The organism is Ruegeria sp. H3, assembly GCF_056533095.1.
This window is the reverse complement of record NZ_JBQFOD010000005.1, coordinates 14,293-32,247: the sequence shown is the minus strand read 5'-3', so window position 1 is coordinate 32,247 and position 17,955 is coordinate 14,293. Positions and strand designations below refer to the sequence as shown.

The following is a 17,955-nucleotide window of genomic DNA, read 5'->3' as shown; positions in this document are numbered from 1 at the left end:
AAGAAATTTGGGTTGAGCGGGCGTCAGATCACGCCCGCTCGACTATTGAAGATCAGCGGTATTCGCCCGCGAATTCTTCGATTTTCTCAAGGCCGTCAGCAGTTACAAAACCGGGGCCCGAGTTGATGTTGTTGCCGGGCAGAACGCCATAGCGGTGGTAGTTGGTCATCACAACAACCGGCAGGTAAGCCTGTAGGAAGGGCTGTTGGTCGATCCCCCACTGAATGGTGCCGTCCTTGATGGCCTTTACGATTTCACCGCCCAGATCGAAGGTGCCGAAATAGATGTCACCAGCCATGCCGTTTTCCTGCAGGGCAAGGATGGTCGGGTCCGCCGATGTCGGACCAAGCGTCAGAACGGCATCTGTGTCTGGGTTGGCCGACAGATAGGCCAGAACACGGTTCTTGATCTCGGCCGGGTCCTGACCCGCGTCGATCATCTGCTCGCCCAGGTCAATACCCAGACCATCCGCGAAACCCTGGCAGCGCTCTTGGCTTGAAGGCTGAACGATATAGTGGTTCACGCACAGAAACGACCCGATGCCATCGCCTTTGGCGCGCAGACCGGCGGCATATCCCGCATCGTATTCGGGCTGCCCGACATACATCAGCGCACCCACTTCGCGCGCTTTTTCGGGCGTGCCAGTGTTCATGATGATCACGTCGATACCAGAATCCACAGCGGCCTTAATGGGGCCTTCGAGAATATCCGGATCAGCCAGAGTGGTGATGATCCCGTTCGGACCCGAGGCTGCCGCCTGATCGATGATCCGCGCCATGTCGGCAAGGTCTCCGGTGGGCGGGTTGCGGTATTCAACCTCAACACCCATCTGGTCACCTGCAAGCGCTATCCCGTTCTTGATCGTGTTCCACCAGCTGTCACTGTCAGGCGCGTGGCTGACCAGAATGTACTTCTCGCCTTCTGCTGCAGCACCTGTCGCGGCTGCAACCGCAAGCGCGCTGGCCGCAAGAACACTTTTTACAAATTTGTTCATTTGGTTTCCTCCCATAAAAACCGTCGATTTTTGCTCTGGGCGTTTACCCCTGTTCATCCGGCCAGGCCGAATCTCCGAGGCTCGGGTTAGGTTCCGAGCTGCGTTCAGTTTGAATAAATTCACTCATTTTGCAACCGGTTTCAAAATATCGCTAAGTTGAACCGGCCTTCCGGACCGGGCGGATTGGGTCGCTGCCTCGGCCATGGCCAGCGCCGCGACACCGTCTTCCAGAGTGACTGGCACAGCTTGACCTGCCGTGATCGCATCGACAAAAGCGGCCCATTCAGCCTTGTAGGCAGTCATGTACCGCTCAAGGAAAAAATAGGTCGGCTTGGCACCAACAACGCCATCGGCGGTGGATTTGATCACGGTGTTTTCCAGCACGTTCTGGGCCTGCAACAGACCTTCAGACCCCAGCATCTCGACCCGCTGGTCATAGCCATAGGCCGCGCGGCGCGAATTCTTGATGACCGCGATCCGACCATCCGCATAGGTCAGTGTCGCGACAGCTGTATCTACATCCCCGGCCTGTCCGATTTCGGGATCAACCACCGCCGAGCCAGCGGCGGAAATCGCCACAGGCAAGTCACCCATAAGGTAGTTCGCCATATCAAAATCGTGGATCATCATGTCCCGAAACAACCCGCCAGACACTTTGATGTAGCTTACAGGTGGCGGTGCCGGATCGAAGGACGTGATCGAAAGCAGCTCGGTCTTGCCGATCTCTCCGGCATCTGAGGCCGCTTTCATCCCTGAAAAATTCGGATCAAACCGGCGGTTGAACCCAATCATGATGGGCTTTTGGTAATCCGCCACGTTGGCCTGACACGCCATCGCTCGCTGCAAGTCCAGATCCACCGGCTTTTCGCACAAAACCGCCTTGCCGGCCTGCGTCGCCGCCTCGATCAGGTCCGAATGCGTATCAGTTGGCGTTGCGATTAGAACGGCATCAATCGCGGGGTCTGCAATGATTTCATCTGAACTGCGTACCTGTGCGCCATATTCACCCGCAAGCTGGCTGGCGGCGTCCGCGACCGCATCTGAGACCGCAGAGAGGGTGCTTTCAGGATGTGCCGTAATCGCCTGCGCATGAACGCGCCCAATCCGACCGGCCCCAAGCAGTCCAACACTCAGCATGCATCTCTCCCGAATCCTATTGCGCTTCACAATGTTAATTTTTGCAACCGGTTGCAAGGTGTTTTTTTAGACGATCCCTCCATATCACCAAAGCGCCGGAACCACTTGGAAATTTCAGGCCTCTTGGGCGCGACAGCCTGTTGGATTTCGATGTTTTCCCACAGCATTTCCCAGAGACCACACAAAAAATCGTCTGTTCTACGGGAATCCCCCAATTTCGCGGATCATCGGCTTTCGCTAGATTGTGAATCAGCGGTTAACATTACCACTGAATAACCCCCTTGCGAGGGGCTGGCCCAAACCCCCTCACCCAGCCCCTCGAACCCTCACCTGATTTTTCGCTCTTTTTGGCCTTTCGAGATGTGCCGCCGCTTAGCCCCGCACCTTTGTGCGACCGTAGGAATGAAAAAGCGTTTTGAGGCCGTGCCCCTGTCCCGTAAGAAAAACGGGCGATTTCATAGAGTTTTGGAAATGGCGATCCCTGAAGGACTCGAACCCTCAACCTGCTGATTAGAAGTCAGCTGCTCTATCCAGTTGAGCTAAGGGACCGCTGCGCCCTTCTTGCGGTTTTTATAAGCGGGGTTCAAGGGCCAAGCGCATGAACGCGCTGTTGGGATCTTCTTCATAGCCAAAGATCGGGCCGCAATAAGAATATCCCAGCGCCTCATAGAGTTTGCGTGCCGCGTCGTATTCGGAAAGATGGGCCGCGCCGGTTTCCAGTACAAGCGCGGAAACTCCCTCGGCTTTGGCCAAGTCAGCCAGATAGGTCATGATCTCACGTGCAAGGCCGCGACCGCGTGCCGCCGACACGACATGGACCGATTTCACCTCGCCCGTGCCATCGGGAAGGGTTTTGAGCGCACCGCACCCAAGCGCCACATCATCTTCGAAAACGCCCCAAAACCGAATCTCGGGCGCGCGCAGAGCCTCGACGTCCAGAGTGTGATTTGAAGTCTGCGGCGTTGCCTCCCAACTATGGGCAAGATGGGCCTGAATAATCGGACGCAGAGCCTCTGATCCGGGATCAGCGGCGCGAATCTCGATCATTTAGTGGGTCCAGGGCGCGCGGCGGTCGGTGGCAAAATTCTCACCATAGCCGCGTTGCCGCAGGTTGGGTTTGCGCTTGTGCGGCTCGCTTACCTGTGCGTCGATGCCATTGTCTTTGGCATAATCCAACGCCTCTTCCTTGGTGTCGAACTTCAGACGCACCTGGGTCTGGGTATCGTTGGATGAGGTCCAGCCCATCAGCGGATCAACCTCGCGCGCTGAGGCAGGGGCATATTCCAGCACCCATTTGCGGGTCTTGGCCATGCCCGAGGTCATCGCATTTCGGGCGGGCTGGTAGATCCGTGCGCGCATATCGCCTCTCCGTACTCACTTGGCTGGCGTGTTTATGCGCCAGTGCGGCGTCAGGGGCAAGACTGCACGCGCAGCAGTTAACAAACTGTCGCGCAAACATGGTATCCTAAGTGTGTTTGTTTCAATTGATTGGAGAAGCCAGATGTCAGGGACATCTTTTACCGCCCGTGTAGACCGTGTTGTTGATGGGGATACCGTTCGTGTCTTTCTTGAGGACGATGCCGATAAAAGCGAAAGCTTGCGCATTCTGGCGCTTGATACCGAAGAAGTATTTGCTGGCAGTAAACCGGTTACCCCACTTGGTCACGCCGCCTCCGACCGTGCTAAGGAACTGATTGCGCCCGGGGATACGGTCAAACTGATCCTGCCCGGAAACGAGCCACGTGCCGAAGCCTTGCAGAAGTACCGAGGCAATTTTGGTCGGGTTCTGTGCTATCTCGAACTGGAAGACGGGACCGATTTTCAGCAGGTGATGATTCAGGAAGGTCTTTCACCCTATTTCCAGAAATACGGCTATGCCGAATTTGCCCATTTGCATGACCGGTATCGCGAGGCCGAACGCATGGCGCAATCCGGAACGTTGGGCATTTGGGACCAGGTGGCCAACAATGGCTCGGTCATGCGCAACTATGCCGCCCTGACAACCTGGTGGGACCTGCGGGCACGCATCATCGAAGGCTACCGCGAAATCAAGCGCCGGAACCCCGAGATCAACATGTTCAACACCCGTCTGGACTATGATCGCCTGGTTGAGATCGCCAAAGCAGGCCAGGAAACCACAGTGTTCATAGAACTACGTGACTTCACACCCACCTCTGGCGACCATATCCTGTTTCACACCGGCAGCCTGACCCAGCCGTATCAGTTGTTCATTCCAAATGGGAACGTGGGCGGTGGCGAAGATATAATGAACCTGATCCTGAACCGCTACCGCGCGGATGGAGAGGAGCAACCGCGCCGCTCCTATGCGTATGTCACAGGCCCCACCAAGATGTTCCCCGACAATGACACCGGGCGGCCCGAGATTATCGTGACCGATCCCGCGCAGATTACGGATTGGCCTGATCAGGCTTTGGAACGCGCTGGCGTATCTGGGTAGATCCGCGTCAGCATGTTGGCCCGCCCATTTCGATAGGGCCGACACTTTTCGACCGTCGGAAGCTTCGGATTCATCTGATGACAAAATCTGTCATCAGATGAATCTATACGATCAGGCAAACCCAGTTTTCAGGATCAATCCCATCTATCCCTGAATACGATATGGGCACCGCTACACCGCAGCAGCCTGATTTCAGCCGCATAAGTCCATATCATACTCGGATCAGCCCTTGCAGATGGACAAAATAAGAACAAATGTAGGGACCTGACCCGGAGCCTTCCCATGCCATACGCCCATTCCGACAAGACCCAACTGACCGCAGAAGACGTGCGCGCCCGCCTGAAACTGGAAGGCGGCAAGCAGTTTGTCATGCACACTGAATTTGCGCCTGCAGGTGATCAACCAACAGCCATCAGAGAACTGGCAGGTGGGGTTCAGGACGGAGAGCGAGATCAGGTTCTGCTGGGTGCCACCGGCACGGGCAAGACCTTCACCATGGCCAAAGTGATCGAGGAAACGCAACGCCCTGCGATCATCCTTGCACCCAACAAGACACTGGCGGCACAGCTTTATGGTGAGTTCAAGGGCTTCTTCCCCGAGAACTCGGTCGAGTATTTCGTGTCTTACTACGATTACTACCAGCCCGAGGCCTATGTGCCGCGCAGCGACACGTACATAGAAAAAGAATCGCAGATCAACGAACAGATCGACCGGATGCGCCACTCAGCCACGCGGGCGCTGTTGGAACGAGACGATGTGATCATCGTCGCCTCGGTCTCGTGCATCTACGGTATCGGCTCGGTCGAAACCTATGGCGCGATGACGCAGGACCTGAAGGTGGGTAAGGAATACGACCAGAGGCAGGTGATGGCCGATCTGGTCGCCCAGCAATACCGCCGCAACGATCAGGCATTTCAGCGTGGCTCGTTCCGCGTGCGGGGCGATTCCTTGGAGATCTGGCCGGCCCACCTTGAGGACCGCGCCTGGAAGTTCTCGTTCTTCGGCGAGGAGTTGGAGACCATCACCGAGTTTGATCCGCTGACCGGAGAACGCGCCGCGACGATGGAGCAGGTGCGCGTCTATGCGAATTCGCACTACGTCACTCCGAAGCCGACCATGAACCAAGCAATCATCGGGATCAAAAAGGAGCTGCGCATCCGGCTGGATCAGCTGGTGGGCGAGGGCAAGCTGCTGGAAGCGCAACGTCTGGAGCAGCGCACAAATTTCGATCTCGAAATGCTCGAGGCCACCGGCGTCTGCAACGGGATCGAGAACTATTCTCGCTATCTGACAGGTCGCGCGCCGGGTGAACCGCCCCCAACCCTGTTCGAGTTCATCCCCGACAACGCCATTGTGTTCGCCGACGAATCCCATGTCAGCGTCCCGCAGATCGGCGGCATGTACCGGGGCGACTATCGCCGTAAGTTCACGCTAGCCGAACACGGGTTCCGCCTGCCCTCCTGCATGGACAACCGCCCCCTCAAATTCGAGGAATGGGACGCCATGCGCCCGCAATCCGTCTTTGTCTCGGCGACGCCTGCGAAGTGGGAGATCGAACAGACCGGCGGCGTCTTCACCGAACAGGTGATCCGCCCCACCGGCCTGCTGGACCCCGAGGTCGAAATCCGCCCCGTGTCGATGCAGGTGGACGACCTGCTGGACGAGGTGCGCAAGGTTGCCGCTGACGGCTATCGCACGCTGGTCACCACGCTGACCAAACGCATGGCGGAGGACCTGACCGAATACCTGCACGAACAGGGCATCAAGGTGCGCTACATGCACTCGGATATCGACACGCTGGAGCGCATCGAAATTTTGCGCGACCTGCGCTTGGGCGCGTTTGACGTGCTGGTCGGCATCAACCTGCTGCGCGAAGGCCTCGACATCCCCGAATGCGGGCTGGTCGCCATTCTGGACGCGGATAAGGAGGGCTTCCTGCGGTCTGAAACCTCGCTGATCCAGACCATCGGCCGCGCCGCGCGGAACGCTGATGGCCGGGTGATCATGTATGCCGACAAGATCACCGGCTCGATGGAGCGCGCCTTGGGCGAGACCAACCGCCGCCGCGCCAAACAGCTCGCCTATAACGAGGAACACGGCATCACGCCCGAGACGGTGAAAAAGAATGTCGAGGACGTTCTGGCCGGGCTGTATGAGGGCGACGTCGACATGAACCGCGTCACCGCCACCATCGACAAACCGATGCACGGCGCGAATTTGGAAGCGCACTTAGACGGGTTGCGCGAGCAGATGCGCAAAGCCGCCGAGAACCTGGAATTCGAAGAGGCCGCCAACATCCGGGACGAGATCAAACGTCTGGAAGCGGTCGATCTGGCCGTCGCCGACGACCCCATGGCCCGCCAATGGGCGGTCGAGAAGGCCTCGGAAGACGCGGTGAAATCGCGCGGACGGTCAACGGCTGGGAGGCCGGGGCAGCGGGGTGGGAATGTGAAGAGAAGGAAGAGGTAAATCGATGTGGGGATTTCTCTCAACTGTAACCCTCGGGCTGATAGCCGCGGTGACGACCTTTGCTTTTCAGGCCCGGAGTTGGCGTGAAAAAAATCGCGAAGAGATACGCAAAGATGAAAGGGAAGCCGCACTTCAAACTGTCGAGTTAATTGGTGATGCATTCGACAAAAGATACCTTGCCCATCGGAAACTTCTCGGAGCACTCAATTCCGAGGACAAAAACCTGGCGGACATATATACGCAATACAACAAGGAAGTTGATGCCTGGATGACAGCTCTATCAAGAATCTCGGCGAGGCTGTCAGTCTATTTCGACCGAGAAACGGCAAACGCATTTGTCTTTGATTGCCACAATCCGTTGAAGGATAGCGGTGACGGTCTGCAACTTAGATATCGACATGGCTGGGACTTGAGCGGCGTAGACACAGATATTGCCTCGCGTATTTTTCAGAATTTGCAAGTGGCGCGAAGGAACTTTCAGAGCTTTCAGCGCAATCTACTTGAGCGCGTCGAAAACGACGAGTTCGGCTCCGTACAATACTGGAACAATACGCAGCATGGCAAGCTGGAGGATATTTCTGTGCTATTTTTGGTTTCTAGACTCTTTGGAATCGTAAAATAGCCTCAAAGTATACAGATAGCGTGCTCGCGCAGCGATAGCCCATGTAGGCGCACAGACCCTAGCCATACCGATGTAGTCTTCTGGTCGTCGCGACTTAAGTAGAGTGAAATCATTTAAGCAATCCAAAACTATTCCCGGTATGGGGCGAGCTAGTAGCGAGGCAATGAATGCTGCCTCGTTTGTTGACAGTTGACTGGGGTCCTTGTCGAACAAGCGTTTTGAAGCTGCCTCTATACCGATCAAACCTCGCCCAAAATAGCTCCTCTTTAGGTAAGACAGCAATAGTTGGTCCTTGGTTAGCCAAGTGTTGATAGCCGCTGCAAGAACAGTTTCCCTAACTTTTCGCGAAACAGTTCTTTCGCGTCGGTTCGTAATGATACGTACAAGCTGCTGATCCAAAGTGCTGATACCAGCGGGTCTTCGAAACTTAAGCGCTCTTTTGATCAATCGAGGTATTGCCCGAAACTCAAATCCAAGGTGTCGAAAAAAACGTCTATCCTCGATTAGCAAGATCATTTGAACGACCTTGATATCCAAGCTCTCTAAATTAATCGATGACTGATCCCAAATTGTGGCCTGCGCATCAAATTTAACTTCTGCGACAATACGGTCCAAATCCCAGTTCAACGCACGTAGCCGACGCTTAATGCTCAAGTCCAGTTTTGGAGCGTTCCTAGTATCCATAAGCATGCAGATAACAGCCGGATTCTATTTTGGCGAGTAAGTATCTTGTACTACAATTCTAGCATGCAATCAGCAGCTCGAAACACGATACCAAGACCCAATCCTTGCCCGAGGCCCATTGGCAGCTAAGTTACCGTTCATGCGTACCGTCCTGCTCTCAATAATCCTCGCCACCCCAGCCTCTGCGTGGGAGGCGACGGTCGGGCAAATCTGCACCCTTTCTCACAGCACCGACCAAGCAGACATCTTCCTGACCTACGACCCGTCTCAGCCGCTTTATACGCTGACTGTCACCCGCAAGACCGAAGGTTGGACGCAAACCCCATGGTTCGCTATGCGCTTTGACGGTCCGAGGCCCATCGAAATCGCCACGCCGCGCCATGTGTTGTCGGACAATGCGGCCTCGCTAACCGTCACCGATAACGGGTTTGGCAATGTTCTGGATGGGCTGGAATACAATCAAACCGCCTATGCCTTTACGCAAGACGGTCTTACCGAGTTTCCTTTGGATGGTGCAGCTCCCGAGGTTCGCATCTTTCGCGATTGCGCCGGCGCGCAGCTTTCATAACGGCGGCGGGTCACCCCACCCAACGCTCAAGGCCGCACGAACTTCGCGTTTCCGACCGAGCGTACAGGCGCATCAGTGCTGCGTTGCGCGGGGGTGCTTTGAACCTGCACCGACCCCCCCGATCTTTCACAGGAAACCCCGTTGCCATCCGGGTCATAGCGTTCGTGATAGCCTGCATAGCCTTTGCGGAACGGGCCAAAGCCAATCGCCTCGGGCGCTGAACAGCCGGTTAGGGCGATCAGGTGCAGGATCGCTCCGTTGCGGTCATACTCAGACGTCCGGATATAGATATTCACCGCCAGCAGAAGCGTGGTCACAGGCAACGCAAGCAGCATGAGCGAAATCCGAAACGGCGACAGCGCCTTACGGCGTGTCGCTTCGGCCCGCAATTGCCGCTTGGTCGGCTTCGAGGTCTGACCCGAGGGCTTTTGCACTGTGTTGTCCAAATCCATGACCCGAATCTAAACCACATTTGTGGCGAAGCCGAGGCGATCCGCATTGAGCATATCAAAGCTGTGGCACATTGGTCGTCAGGCTCTAGGAAGATTGCCCACTAAGGGCGATCAAATGTGTCGGCCACATCATACATGACCGGCTCAAAGCTCTTGCACATCTCGTTGATCTTACGGTTCCGTTTGCGCATCTCAGGCGTGCGCAGCATGGCAAGAAAATCCTCGCGCCGTTCCCATTGCGAATAGTTCGCGATCCGGGTCTGGGCATCGTTCACATGCAACCCCGCCGAGATAAATCCGGGTTGCTTCGAAATGAACTCGGCATAAGCATCCGTCAACGCGTCGAGCAGATCGTGACAGGTGCCCGGGGTCATTTCAAATGTAGTGATGACAGTCTGTACGCTGGCATTTTTTGCTATGGTCGGCATCTGCTCCTCCTGTGGCTGTATCAAGCGTAACACAGAGAACTGATATGTCGTCCATTTCCTGGCCAATTAACAAGCGCAACCCGAAAGAAAGACGGCCGCCCTTTGGGCGACCGTCCAGATAGTTATTGCTCCATACGGATCAAAACAGATGCAGTGCCCCGCAAGCTTTCCGGCCATCTCAGACGAATGCTGCTGCCATCGCTACCTTGCTCGAGTTCAACATAGGGCTCAAAAAACCTGGCAGAACCAAAGGTGCTGAGGATCGGACCCAACATTGTGACGGCATCACAGCTACGGGCTTTACTTTCAAACGGCAGCTGTTCAGAGGTCGCTATAACCCATGCACTGCTGGCTGTATTTTGATCGTGACGCACCCGCAGTGGGTTCGCCGCCTTCTTATCAATCCCGTGGTATGTGTTGTTCTGAAACGTCACATTGATGTGACTATTCTTGTTGAAATCGGCAAAGGTCGTATCCACCCTTTCAGCGCGTTCAATATCGCTGCTGCTAGACCGGAACTTATTCCCCGTCACCGCCAAACCATTCAGGAAGTGGCCGGGACCATGCGGGCGGATCACGATGTAGCTGAACCAAGGCGGCGCCTCGCTGGAATAGAAGATATTATCCGTGATACTCATGGCGCTGAACGAATAGCCCGAAACGTAGCTGGGCTCCGCATCCCGCTCATTCGTCCATTGGATAAAACAGTTGTCCACATAGTTCTCGGCAATCGTCGAACTGTTGTAAGTCCCGATCATGATCAGACCAGCCGTCCGTACGCCTTGCGGGATGCTATCACCCTGGAAGAAGTGGTTGCCCAGGATCATGTTGTTGTCGCCACCGACAACTGCGAAGTGCTTGAAGCGAACAATACGATTGTGGCGCAGTTTCACATCATTCGCGTTTGTGTTCAGCGCGATCGAATTCCGGTCGGGGACGATAAAGGATTCCTCGGCCGACAAGAACTGGCAGTTGTCGATCAGCATCCCTTTGCAGCCCGTGCCAATGGATGAGATGCCACGATCCTTGGGACGACTGACAAAGCAATCGGTCAGTGAAAACGTACTGCCCGATGGGGCCAAACGAATGGCGCTGCATCGGCTGTTACACTGGAATTCAATCTGCTCCATCCCGAATTTGCGCAAGGTGCTGAAGCCGCTGAAATCCAGCAGGTATTTGAAGGATTGAAAGGTATATGTCTGCGTTCCCGAAGCATCATAAAGCGGTGCGCTCAGTGTGATTTCACCTGCGCCCACATCCTTGGATCGCACATAGATCTCGCGCCCGACGCCTGCACCCTGAACTAACGAACCAACGGGAATATTCGCCACATTCGCCACATCTGTCAGGCGGGTGGCATCCAAAGGTTCATATGTGGCGACCGACGTGAAGGTCTCGGTGTCCCAGTCCGAACTGCTTTTGACATCAAACTGGCCGTTCCTGATAACCCGGCGCGTGGAAAAACCCTGTTTGTTGGGCACCGCAGCGGCCATATCAATCGGGCCCGTGACCGAGATCTTCCGGCCCGCCAAATCCAACGAGTCGTGATCAGCATTGTTGAGCAATGCCTGAAACGCCTTCTTAAAGGCCAACTCCTCATCGCCGAAAGCCGTGATATATGCGGGCAGGTCAAAGTTTTTGGTCAGCAACAGCATCTTGTCGTCAGGCATCGTAACCGTGCCTTCAAAATCCATCTCGGAGGCTATGCTAGTGTTTTCACCCAGATGGTATGTGCCCTGCGGGACATAAATCCGACGCCCGCCAGCCGCTTGGTCCGCAGCCTCGAACGCAGCCGAATCATCGGTGACGCCGTCACCAATTGCACCGAAATCCCGTACGTCGACGATGCTGATCATCTCGCGCAGGAAAACACCTGTCACATCAGTGATTTCTATATCGTCCACACGGACCAGCGCGCCATTTGCACCCTCAATGTCCAGGCCGAAATGCCCGTACAAGGCCGAAACGCCCCAGGGCATATCGACACCCGGTCGGCGCCCGGTCCCGACGATGGCGTTGATTTCATGCACTTCGCCATAACCGGACAACTGCGTGGCGGGTCCCTCTTCGATCACACCATCGATATGTGCATCCCCGGCACCACCTGCCCAGGCTGCGATCCGCACCTCGGGCAAAGGACCACTGATCGCCTTCACGCGCGCCTTGATCTGCAAGTAGCAGCCCGGCAGTAAAGGTGTCTGCCCCATATACCGCAATTGCTGCGTCGGATTGATCTTCAGAATTTCAAGGCAGCCGCCAAAATCTGCATCCGCTGGGACAAACACACCAGTGCCGGACCCGGCATAGGTTGGCGTACCCGGCGTGCCATCCCCTGCGGACCACACATCTAACCCGTTGGCGAAATGAGGCGGCATGAACACGATGCCGTCGGTGATTGCCTTATTCATAGAAATCCCTTTCCCAATCGCGCCGCGCATCACAGCGACACGTTCAAACCCGGTGCTCGGGTCCAGCCCGAACGTGAAAGTCTGAGTATCGAAAAGGAATTAACCGCAGTTCATTCCACCGTTACGGTGGTGTTGCATCACGCAGAGGGGTCAGAGTTGCCCAACAGCTGTACACCATTGATCTTCCAGGTGTTGTTCTGCTGAACCATCTGGTAATCCAGTATGTGGGTCTGGCCGTCCCCATCCACAATCATCACCTTTTGCCAGAGCAATCCCGCGATCTCACGCAGTTCCAGAAACCGCACCTCGGCCGGTCGCCAAACCATCGGATATCCACCACGCACCATCGCGCCAAAATTATCAGGATTTTGGAACAACCTTTGAATATTGGGGCTGGCATAGGTGAAGGCGGTGTCAAAATCATCCGCCTTGAAGGCCTGTATCTGCGCCGCAATATTGGCTTCGATCTCGGCACTCTGGGCCGCCGCGATCGGGGCCAATCCAAAGCTTAGCAACAAAATAAACAGAATACGACGCATGGGGCCACCTCCTGAACAGAGGGTAGCCCCAAGCGGTTTCAGGTCAAATCAGACCAGTTCTCCGGCCAGCGCTTTGTCGATCAGCGCTACGGTTTCGGACACGCCATAGAGCGCGATAAAGCCGCCGAAACGCGGACCTTGCGACGCGCCCAGCAGAACCTCGTAGAGCGCCGTGAACCAACCGCGCATCGGGTCGAACCGCTCGCGCCCGATGGAATAGACCACCGATTGCAGCGCCTCGTCTTCCATCGGCCCGTCATAGGCTTCCAACGCCACCTTCAACGCTTCCAGCGCCTCGCGCTCCTGATCCGTCGGCGCGCGATGTTTGCGCGTCGGCTTCACGAAATCGTTGAAGTAGCGCACCGCAAAGCCCGCCGCTTGATCCAGATCGGGGTGCGTCTCGGCCGTCGCCTCGGGCGCATAACGACGAATGAAGCCCCACAGTGCCTCCTTATCCTCGGCCCCGGATACCGAAGCCAGATTCAGCAGCATTGCAAACGGCACCATCAACGTGGATTCAGGAACATCCCCACCATGGATATGCCACACCGGGTTGTTCAACTGCGCCTTGAGGTCCTGTCCCGGATAAGCCCGCAACTGCTGATGATACTCATCATAGGCTTTCGGGATCACATCGAAATGCATCCGTTTCGCGGTCTTGGGCTTTTGATACATGAAATAGGCCAGCGACTCGGTCGGCGCATAGGTCAGCCATTCGTCAATCGACACACCGTTGCCCGATGATTTCGAAATCTTCTGCCCGTTCTCATCCAGAAACAGTTCATACGAGAAATGCTCGGGCGCACGACCACCCAAGGCCCGGCAGATCGCGTCATAGATTTTCTCGTTAGTCGCATGTTCCTTGCCATACATCTCGAAATCCACGCCCAACGCTGCCCAGCGTGCGCCAAAATCCGGCTTCCACTGCAGCTTGACGTTGCCACCGGTGACAGGAACGGTCCATTCCTTGCCCGTCTCATCATCGAAGGTCAAGGTATAGGTCTCGGCGCAGACCTTTTTCATCGGCACATACATGACCCGCCCGCTTTCGGGGTGCAGCGGCAGGAAGATCGAATAGGTTTGCTGGCGCTCTTCGCGCAGGCTTTTCAGCATGATCGCCATGATCTCATCATAGCGTTCGACGGCACGTTTCAGAATCTCATCAAACTGCCCGGATTCGTAAAACTCCTTGGCCGAATAGAACTCGTATTCGAAACCAAAAGTATCGAGGAACCGCCGCAGCATCGCGTTGTTATGCGCGCCAAAGCTGTCGTATTCACCGAACGGATCAGGCACCGAGGTCAGCGGGCGCTGCAAATGCTGTTCCAGAATCTCCGGGTTCGGCACGTTGCTGGGCACCTTGCGCATCCCGTCCAGATCGTCCGAGAAACAGATCAGCTTGGTTGGAATATCCGATAGCGCCTCAAACGCGCGCTTGACCATCGTGGTCCGCGCAACTTCGCCAAAGGTGCCGATATGCGGCAGCCCCGAGGGGCCATAGCCCGTCTCGAACAGCACATATCCCTTCTCTGGAGCACCTTGTTTGTACCGTTTGAGCAACCGGCGCGCCTCCTCAAAAGGCCAGGCCTTGGACGTCATGGCGGTATCGCGCAGTTCAGACATTTTTTGGTGTGCTCCATAAGGGAAAACCGTCCCGATCGCCCCATGCCATCGGACCGACCCCTCCTATTGTGCGAGCGCAGCATGAGTCAATAACGACACGTGCTTTTTCCGGTTCGTCACAACTGCGCCGGGCAATCGGAACAGCCTGCCAAACTGGCGAATTCGGACATGAAAAGGGAAAACTGGAAACCGTGTTCAACAGCGACGCGACTTCCAGCAGGATATCCCGACCGAATTTACTGATCCGGTCGGGATCGGTGCTACTTTAGAGGCACTCAGCCAAAGTCTTGGCCATGTTTTGAATGAGCTGTGGATAAAGGTCCTTGCCCGGCTCAAGTTCTGAGCCCAGCGGGTCAATCACACCCGTATTCGCCTCGGTTCCAGCCAGAACCGTTTCGATGATCCCTGGGTTGAACTGCGGTTCCGCCAAAACGCAATCCACACCTTCGCCGGTGATGCGACCCTGGATTTCAGCGATACGCGCCGGGCTTGGATCAGCCGCATCCCCCAGCGAAATGGCCCCCGCCGCCGGAAAATCATAATCGTTTTCGAAGTACTGATAGGCGTCATGGAAAACGATAAAGCTTCCACCGCGCACTGGTTCGAGCGTCTGTGCAACTTCAGCAGACAGCGCCGCCATCTCTTCACGAGCCGCCGCAGCATTTGCAAAATAGGTGCCCGCATTGTCCGGGTCAGCAGCCGACAGTTGTGCCGCGATCAGGTTTAGCCATGTGCTCGCATTTTCAGGCGATAGCCATGCATGTGGATCATGCGCACCGTGATCATGCCCATCATGATTGTCGTGGCCTGCGTGGTCATCGTGTTCATGATCGTCATGGTCCGCGTGTTCTTCGCCGTGGTCATGATCATCATGATCTTTCGCATCAGCATGATCGTCATGATCGTGGTCGTCATCTTTGGCATGATCATGGTCATCATGTTTTGCGTGATCATCCCCGTGGTCATGATCGTCGTGCCCTTCGTCCGCATGATCGTCGTGGCCCTCATGATCGTGATCGTCATGCCCATGGTCATCATGGTCATCGTGGGAGTGCGCTTCAAACAGCGCGTTTTCACGGAAATCCAGCAGGACCGTGCCGTCTGATTCCAGCAAAGTAGTAACGGTCGCGCCGGCTGCCAGCGTCTTGACCGCGCCTTCCATCCAAGGCGTCAGATCCTCCCCCATCCAGAACACCAGGTCGGCTTCTTGCAACGCGGCAGCTTCGGACGGGCGCAGGCTGTATTCATGGGGGGATGCGCCTGCTTGTACAATCAGGGCTGGCTCACCAACACCGTCCATCACACGTGCGACAAGCGAATGAACCGGAGCGATATCGACGGCGACATTGGGGACCTCGGCCAAGGCCGTCCCCCCCATCAAAACCGCCGTGATCGAAACAGGAAGAAGCTTTCTGGACATCAGACACCCTATGTGATTTTATAACGTCAGCAGCGACATACATGATATATAATAACATGACAAGCGAGACACCCTCGACCCCGGCCGACAACGCCGACCTGATTGGCTTTGCCAAGCACGATCACGCCTCCTGCGTTGAAACCGGGCTGGCCACCGCGCAGGCACGGTGTGAGGCAGAAGGGCTAAGACTAACGCCTGTTCGCCGCAAGGTGTTAGAGATGCTGCTACACGAACATCGCGCACTTGGTGCATATGCCATTCTGGATCGTCTGCGCGACGAAGGGTTCGGATCACAGCCACCGGTTGCGTACCGCGCCCTGGATTTTCTGGTGGAGAATGGTTTCGCCCATAAGATCGAACGCCTCAACGCCTTCGTCGCCTGCGCCCATCCCGGCGGCTCCCATTCGCCCGCCTTCATGATCTGCCGCAAATGCGATGCTGTGGCCGAGGCCTATTCGGCCCCTGCCAAGGGTGCGCTTGGGGCCGCTGCACGCGCCGTCGGGTTCGAGATCGAACGCACGGTCGTCGAGGCCGAAGGCATTTGCCCCGATTGCATCGAGAAACGCTGATCATGGCCCTCGTCTCCGTCAAAGACCTTGGCGTCAGTTATGGCGCGAACACCGTGCTGAGCCATGTAAATATGGTCATCAACCCAGGCGAGATCGTTACCATTGTTGGCCCCAACGGCTCGGGTAAAACCAGCTTATTGCGTGCAATCATCGGCGCCACACAACCCGCAGCCGGGCGCGTCGAGCGCAAGCAAGGGCTACAAATCGGGTATGTTCCGCAAAAACTGCACATCGACCCAACACTGCCCATTTCGGTTGATCGCTTCATGCGCCTGACAGACCGGGTATCGAAACAGGATTGCGCCGAAGCGTTGAAAACAGCGGGCGTACCGGACCTGCTGAAACGCCAGATGTCGCAGCTATCCGGTGGTCAGTTCCAACGGGTCCTTCTCGCCCGCGCCCTGATCAATCGTCCCGAGCTCTTGCTGTTGGACGAAGCGACCCAAGGGTTGGATCAGCCCGGCTCTGCCGCGTTTTATCGCCAAATCGAAGATGTCCGGCGCAATACCGGCTGCGCTATCCTGATGATCAGTCACGAACTGCACGTGGTGATGAGCGCCTCGGACCGCGTGATCTGCCTGAATGGGCATATCTGCTGCGAAGGCTCGCCTGCAGTGGTCGCCTCGGCCCCTGAATACCGCGCCCTTTTTGGCACGGGCACCGGCGGCGCACTGGCCCTTTATCGCCATGATCACGATCATCACCACCACGACCACGATCATCACGACCACGCAAACCCGCAGGAAGCCGCTGAATAATGCTTGATGATTTTATGACTCGGGCAACGCTCGCCGGGATTGGCGTGGCTATGGCAGCTGCGCCTTTGGGGTGTTTCGTCGTTTGGCGTCGGATGGCCTATTTCGGCGATGCAACCGCGCATGCCGCCATCTTGGGCGTCGCTTTGTCTCTAACTTTCCAGATTTCCGTGTTTACCGGAGCGCTGGCTGTAGCTTTGATCATGGCAATGACGGTGACTCTATTGGCGGGCCGAGGGTATGCAATGGATACTCTATTGGGCGTACTGGCCCATTCTGCGCTGGCTTTCGGTCTTGTTGCCGTCTCGTTCCTGTCGGGTGTTCGCATTGATCTGATGGCCTATCTGTTTGGCGATATCCTTGCCGTTTCAAAAGCTGACCTGATCGTCATTTGGGGTGGGGCCGCACTGGTTGTGGCCTTGATCACTTGGCGCTGGTCTCCGCTGCTAACAGCGACCCTGAACGAAGAATTGGCCTACGCGAGTGGCTATAACCCCAAACGCGAGCAGCTAATCCTGACTCTGGCTCTTGCCGTTACGGTTGCCGTCGCAATCAAGGTTGTGGGTGTTCTGCTGATCGCAGCCATGCTGATTATTCCAGCCGCCGCCGCGCGCAGCCTAGCCCGCTCGCCAGAATCGATGGCACTAATTGCCGCCGGGATTGGCGCTCTGTCGTCGGTAGCAGGCCTCCGGGCCGCCTATGTATTCGACACGCCCGCCGGCCCTTCTATTGTTTGCGTGGCCGCACTAGTATTCGCCTGTTTTAGCCTGCTGGGCTGGCAGGGTCGGCGCACCTGAACCAACGGCAAAGAATGCGACCAAACAAGCTG

The 17,955-nt window shown here is 56.3% G+C and carries 18 protein-coding genes and 1 tRNA gene; 7 read left to right on the top strand and 12 right to left on the bottom strand.

The window, feature by feature from the left end; translation table 11 throughout:
- Positions 1-52: 52 nt before the first annotated feature.
- The 5 genes from ACR0JE_RS07795 to ACR0JE_RS07775 form a co-directional block, all read right to left on the bottom strand.
- On the bottom strand, positions 53-994 hold the full coding sequence (locus tag ACR0JE_RS07795) for a sugar ABC transporter substrate-binding protein (RefSeq protein ID WP_480863770.1): 942 nt from the start codon (positions 992-994) through the stop codon (positions 53-55).
- A gap of 123 nt (positions 995-1,117) precedes the next feature.
- Positions 1,118-2,131 (bottom strand): inositol 2-dehydrogenase, encoded by a 1,014-nt coding sequence (gene iolG / locus ACR0JE_RS07790; protein ID WP_480863769.1) that lies wholly within the window; start codon positions 2,129-2,131, stop codon positions 1,118-1,120.
- Positions 2,132-2,603: 472 nt separating this feature from the next.
- Positions 2,604-2,680 (bottom strand) — tRNA-Arg (locus ACR0JE_RS07785).
- A 21-nt stretch (positions 2,681-2,701) separates the two neighbouring features.
- Complete coding sequence (locus ACR0JE_RS07780) at positions 2,702-3,178, bottom strand: GNAT family N-acetyltransferase (protein ID WP_480863768.1); 477 nt, start codon at positions 3,176-3,178, stop codon at positions 2,702-2,704.
- Positions 3,179-3,490, bottom strand: coding sequence for an ETC complex I subunit (locus ACR0JE_RS07775; protein WP_353011777.1), 312 nt, complete (start codon positions 3,488-3,490; stop codon positions 3,179-3,181). It lies immediately after the preceding gene.
- A 142-nt stretch (positions 3,491-3,632) separates the two neighbouring features.
- Between ACR0JE_RS07775 and ACR0JE_RS07770 the strand changes: the two genes are divergently transcribed.
- The 3 genes from ACR0JE_RS07770 to ACR0JE_RS07760 all read left to right on the top strand — a co-directional run bounded on the left by ACR0JE_RS07770 (position 3,633) and on the right by ACR0JE_RS07760 (position 7,680).
- Positions 3,633-4,589 carry a thermonuclease family protein gene (locus tag ACR0JE_RS07770; RefSeq protein ID WP_480863766.1) on the top strand — a complete coding sequence of 319 codons (957 nt, stop codon included), beginning with the start codon at positions 3,633-3,635 and terminating at the stop codon, positions 4,587-4,589.
- A gap of 282 nt (positions 4,590-4,871) precedes the next feature.
- Positions 4,872-7,058, top strand: coding sequence for an excinuclease ABC subunit UvrB (gene uvrB, locus ACR0JE_RS07765; protein ID WP_480863764.1), 2,187 nt, complete (start codon positions 4,872-4,874; stop codon positions 7,056-7,058).
- Between the two features lie 4 nt (positions 7,059-7,062).
- Complete coding sequence (locus tag ACR0JE_RS07760) at positions 7,063-7,680, top strand: hypothetical protein (protein WP_480863763.1); 618 nt, start codon at positions 7,063-7,065, stop codon at positions 7,678-7,680.
- On the opposite strand, the gene ACR0JE_RS07755 is transcribed toward ACR0JE_RS07760, so the two are convergent.
- On the bottom strand, positions 7,642-8,364 hold the full coding sequence (locus tag ACR0JE_RS07755; RefSeq protein ID WP_480863912.1) for a biosynthetic peptidoglycan transglycosylase: 723 nt from the start codon (positions 8,362-8,364) through the stop codon (positions 7,642-7,644). The genes ACR0JE_RS07760 and ACR0JE_RS07755 overlap by 39 nt on opposite strands.
- A 139-nt stretch (positions 8,365-8,503) precedes the next feature.
- Here ACR0JE_RS07755 and ACR0JE_RS07750 point away from each other — a divergent pair, with 139 nt between their 5' ends.
- Positions 8,504-8,932 carry a hypothetical protein gene (locus ACR0JE_RS07750; RefSeq protein WP_480863762.1) on the top strand — a complete coding sequence of 143 codons (429 nt, stop codon included), beginning with the start codon at positions 8,504-8,506 and terminating at the stop codon, positions 8,930-8,932.
- 26 nt (positions 8,933-8,958) lie between these two features.
- Here the strand turns inward: ACR0JE_RS07750 and ACR0JE_RS07745 are convergent, their stop codons facing one another.
- From ACR0JE_RS07745 to ACR0JE_RS07720, 6 genes are all read right to left on the bottom strand, one after another.
- Positions 8,959-9,384, bottom strand: coding sequence for an excalibur calcium-binding domain-containing protein (locus ACR0JE_RS07745; protein ID WP_480544282.1), 426 nt, complete (start codon positions 9,382-9,384; stop codon positions 8,959-8,961).
- A 101-nt stretch (positions 9,385-9,485) separates the two neighbouring features.
- Positions 9,486-9,812, bottom strand: coding sequence for an antibiotic biosynthesis monooxygenase family protein (locus tag ACR0JE_RS07740; protein ID WP_480863761.1), 327 nt, complete (start codon positions 9,810-9,812; stop codon positions 9,486-9,488).
- Between the two features lie 122 nt (positions 9,813-9,934).
- Positions 9,935-12,220 carry a glycosyl hydrolase family 28-related protein gene (locus ACR0JE_RS07735; protein WP_480863760.1) on the bottom strand — a complete coding sequence of 762 codons (2,286 nt, stop codon included), beginning with the start codon at positions 12,218-12,220 and terminating at the stop codon, positions 9,935-9,937.
- 137 nt (positions 12,221-12,357) lie between these two features.
- Positions 12,358-12,759 carry a DUF4864 domain-containing protein gene (locus tag ACR0JE_RS07730; protein ID WP_480863759.1) on the bottom strand — a complete coding sequence of 134 codons (402 nt, stop codon included), beginning with the start codon at positions 12,757-12,759 and terminating at the stop codon, positions 12,358-12,360.
- A gap of 48 nt (positions 12,760-12,807) precedes the next feature.
- Complete coding sequence (locus ACR0JE_RS07725) at positions 12,808-14,382, bottom strand: lysine--tRNA ligase (protein ID WP_480863758.1); 1,575 nt, start codon at positions 14,380-14,382, stop codon at positions 12,808-12,810.
- 265 nt (positions 14,383-14,647) lie between these two features.
- Positions 14,648-15,802, bottom strand: coding sequence for a zinc ABC transporter substrate-binding protein (locus ACR0JE_RS07720; protein WP_480544286.1), 1,155 nt, complete (start codon positions 15,800-15,802; stop codon positions 14,648-14,650).
- Between the two features lie 56 nt (positions 15,803-15,858).
- Between ACR0JE_RS07720 and ACR0JE_RS07715 the strand changes: the two genes are divergently transcribed.
- The 3 genes from ACR0JE_RS07715 to ACR0JE_RS07705 are packed head-to-tail and all read left to right on the top strand — an operon-like array spanning position 15,859 to position 17,923.
- Entirely contained in the window at positions 15,859-16,371 is a 513-nt protein-coding gene (locus tag ACR0JE_RS07715; protein WP_480544287.1) for a Fur family transcriptional regulator, read from the top strand.
- Between the two features lie 2 nt (positions 16,372-16,373).
- The gene (locus ACR0JE_RS07710) at positions 16,374-17,129 is read left to right on the top strand and encodes an ATP-binding cassette domain-containing protein (RefSeq protein WP_480863757.1); all 756 of its coding nucleotides are present in this window, start codon (positions 16,374-16,376) and stop codon (positions 17,127-17,129) included.
- A complete protein-coding gene (locus tag ACR0JE_RS07705) occupies positions 17,129-17,923 on the top strand; it encodes an iron chelate uptake ABC transporter family permease subunit (RefSeq protein ID WP_480544289.1) in 795 nt (264 codons plus the stop codon). Before ACR0JE_RS07710 ends, ACR0JE_RS07705 begins: the two co-directional genes overlap by 1 nt.
- The last annotated feature ends 32 nt before the right edge of the window (positions 17,924-17,955 follow it).

Bases quoted from the DNA above. Each gene is read 5' to 3' on its own strand.
- ACR0JE_RS07745 (WP_480544282.1), bottom strand. From the start codon at position 9,384: ATGGATTTGGACAACACAGTGCAAAAGCCCTCGGGTCAGACCTCGAAG.
- ACR0JE_RS07710 (WP_480863757.1), top strand. From the start codon at position 16,374: ATGGCCCTCGTCTCCGTCAAAGACCTTGGCGTCAGTTATGGCGCGAAC.
- ACR0JE_RS07795 (WP_480863770.1), bottom strand. From the start codon at position 994: ATGAACAAATTTGTAAAAAGTGTTCTTGCGGCCAGCGCGCTTGCGGTT.
- ACR0JE_RS07720 (WP_480544286.1), bottom strand. From the start codon at position 15,802: ATGTCCAGAAAGCTTCTTCCTGTTTCGATCACGGCGGTTTTGATGGGG.
- ACR0JE_RS07725 (WP_480863758.1), bottom strand. From the start codon at position 14,382: ATGTCTGAACTGCGCGATACCGCCATGACGTCCAAGGCCTGGCCTTTT.
- ACR0JE_RS07750 (WP_480863762.1), top strand. From the start codon at position 8,504: ATGCGTACCGTCCTGCTCTCAATAATCCTCGCCACCCCAGCCTCTGCG.
- ACR0JE_RS07755 (WP_480863912.1), bottom strand. From the start codon at position 8,364: ATGGATACTAGGAACGCTCCAAAACTGGACTTGAGCATTAAGCGTCGG.
- ACR0JE_RS07730 (WP_480863759.1), bottom strand. From the start codon at position 12,759: ATGCGTCGTATTCTGTTTATTTTGTTGCTAAGCTTTGGATTGGCCCCG.
- ACR0JE_RS07775 (WP_353011777.1), bottom strand. From the start codon at position 3,490: ATGCGCGCACGGATCTACCAGCCCGCCCGAAATGCGATGACCTCGGGC.
- ACR0JE_RS07705 (WP_480544289.1), top strand. From the start codon at position 17,129: ATGCTTGATGATTTTATGACTCGGGCAACGCTCGCCGGGATTGGCGTG.
- ACR0JE_RS07780 (WP_480863768.1), bottom strand. From the start codon at position 3,178: ATGATCGAGATTCGCGCCGCTGATCCCGGATCAGAGGCTCTGCGTCCG.
- ACR0JE_RS07770 (WP_480863766.1), top strand. From the start codon at position 3,633: ATGTCAGGGACATCTTTTACCGCCCGTGTAGACCGTGTTGTTGATGGG.
- iolG (WP_480863769.1), bottom strand. From the start codon at position 2,131: ATGCTGAGTGTTGGACTGCTTGGGGCCGGTCGGATTGGGCGCGTTCAT.
- ACR0JE_RS07740 (WP_480863761.1), bottom strand. From the start codon at position 9,812: ATGCCGACCATAGCAAAAAATGCCAGCGTACAGACTGTCATCACTACA.
- uvrB (WP_480863764.1), top strand. From the start codon at position 4,872: ATGCCATACGCCCATTCCGACAAGACCCAACTGACCGCAGAAGACGTG.
- ACR0JE_RS07715 (WP_480544287.1), top strand. From the start codon at position 15,859: ATGACAAGCGAGACACCCTCGACCCCGGCCGACAACGCCGACCTGATT.
- ACR0JE_RS07735 (WP_480863760.1), bottom strand. From the start codon at position 12,220: ATGAATAAGGCAATCACCGACGGCATCGTGTTCATGCCGCCTCATTTC.
- ACR0JE_RS07760 (WP_480863763.1), top strand. From the start codon at position 7,063: ATGTGGGGATTTCTCTCAACTGTAACCCTCGGGCTGATAGCCGCGGTG.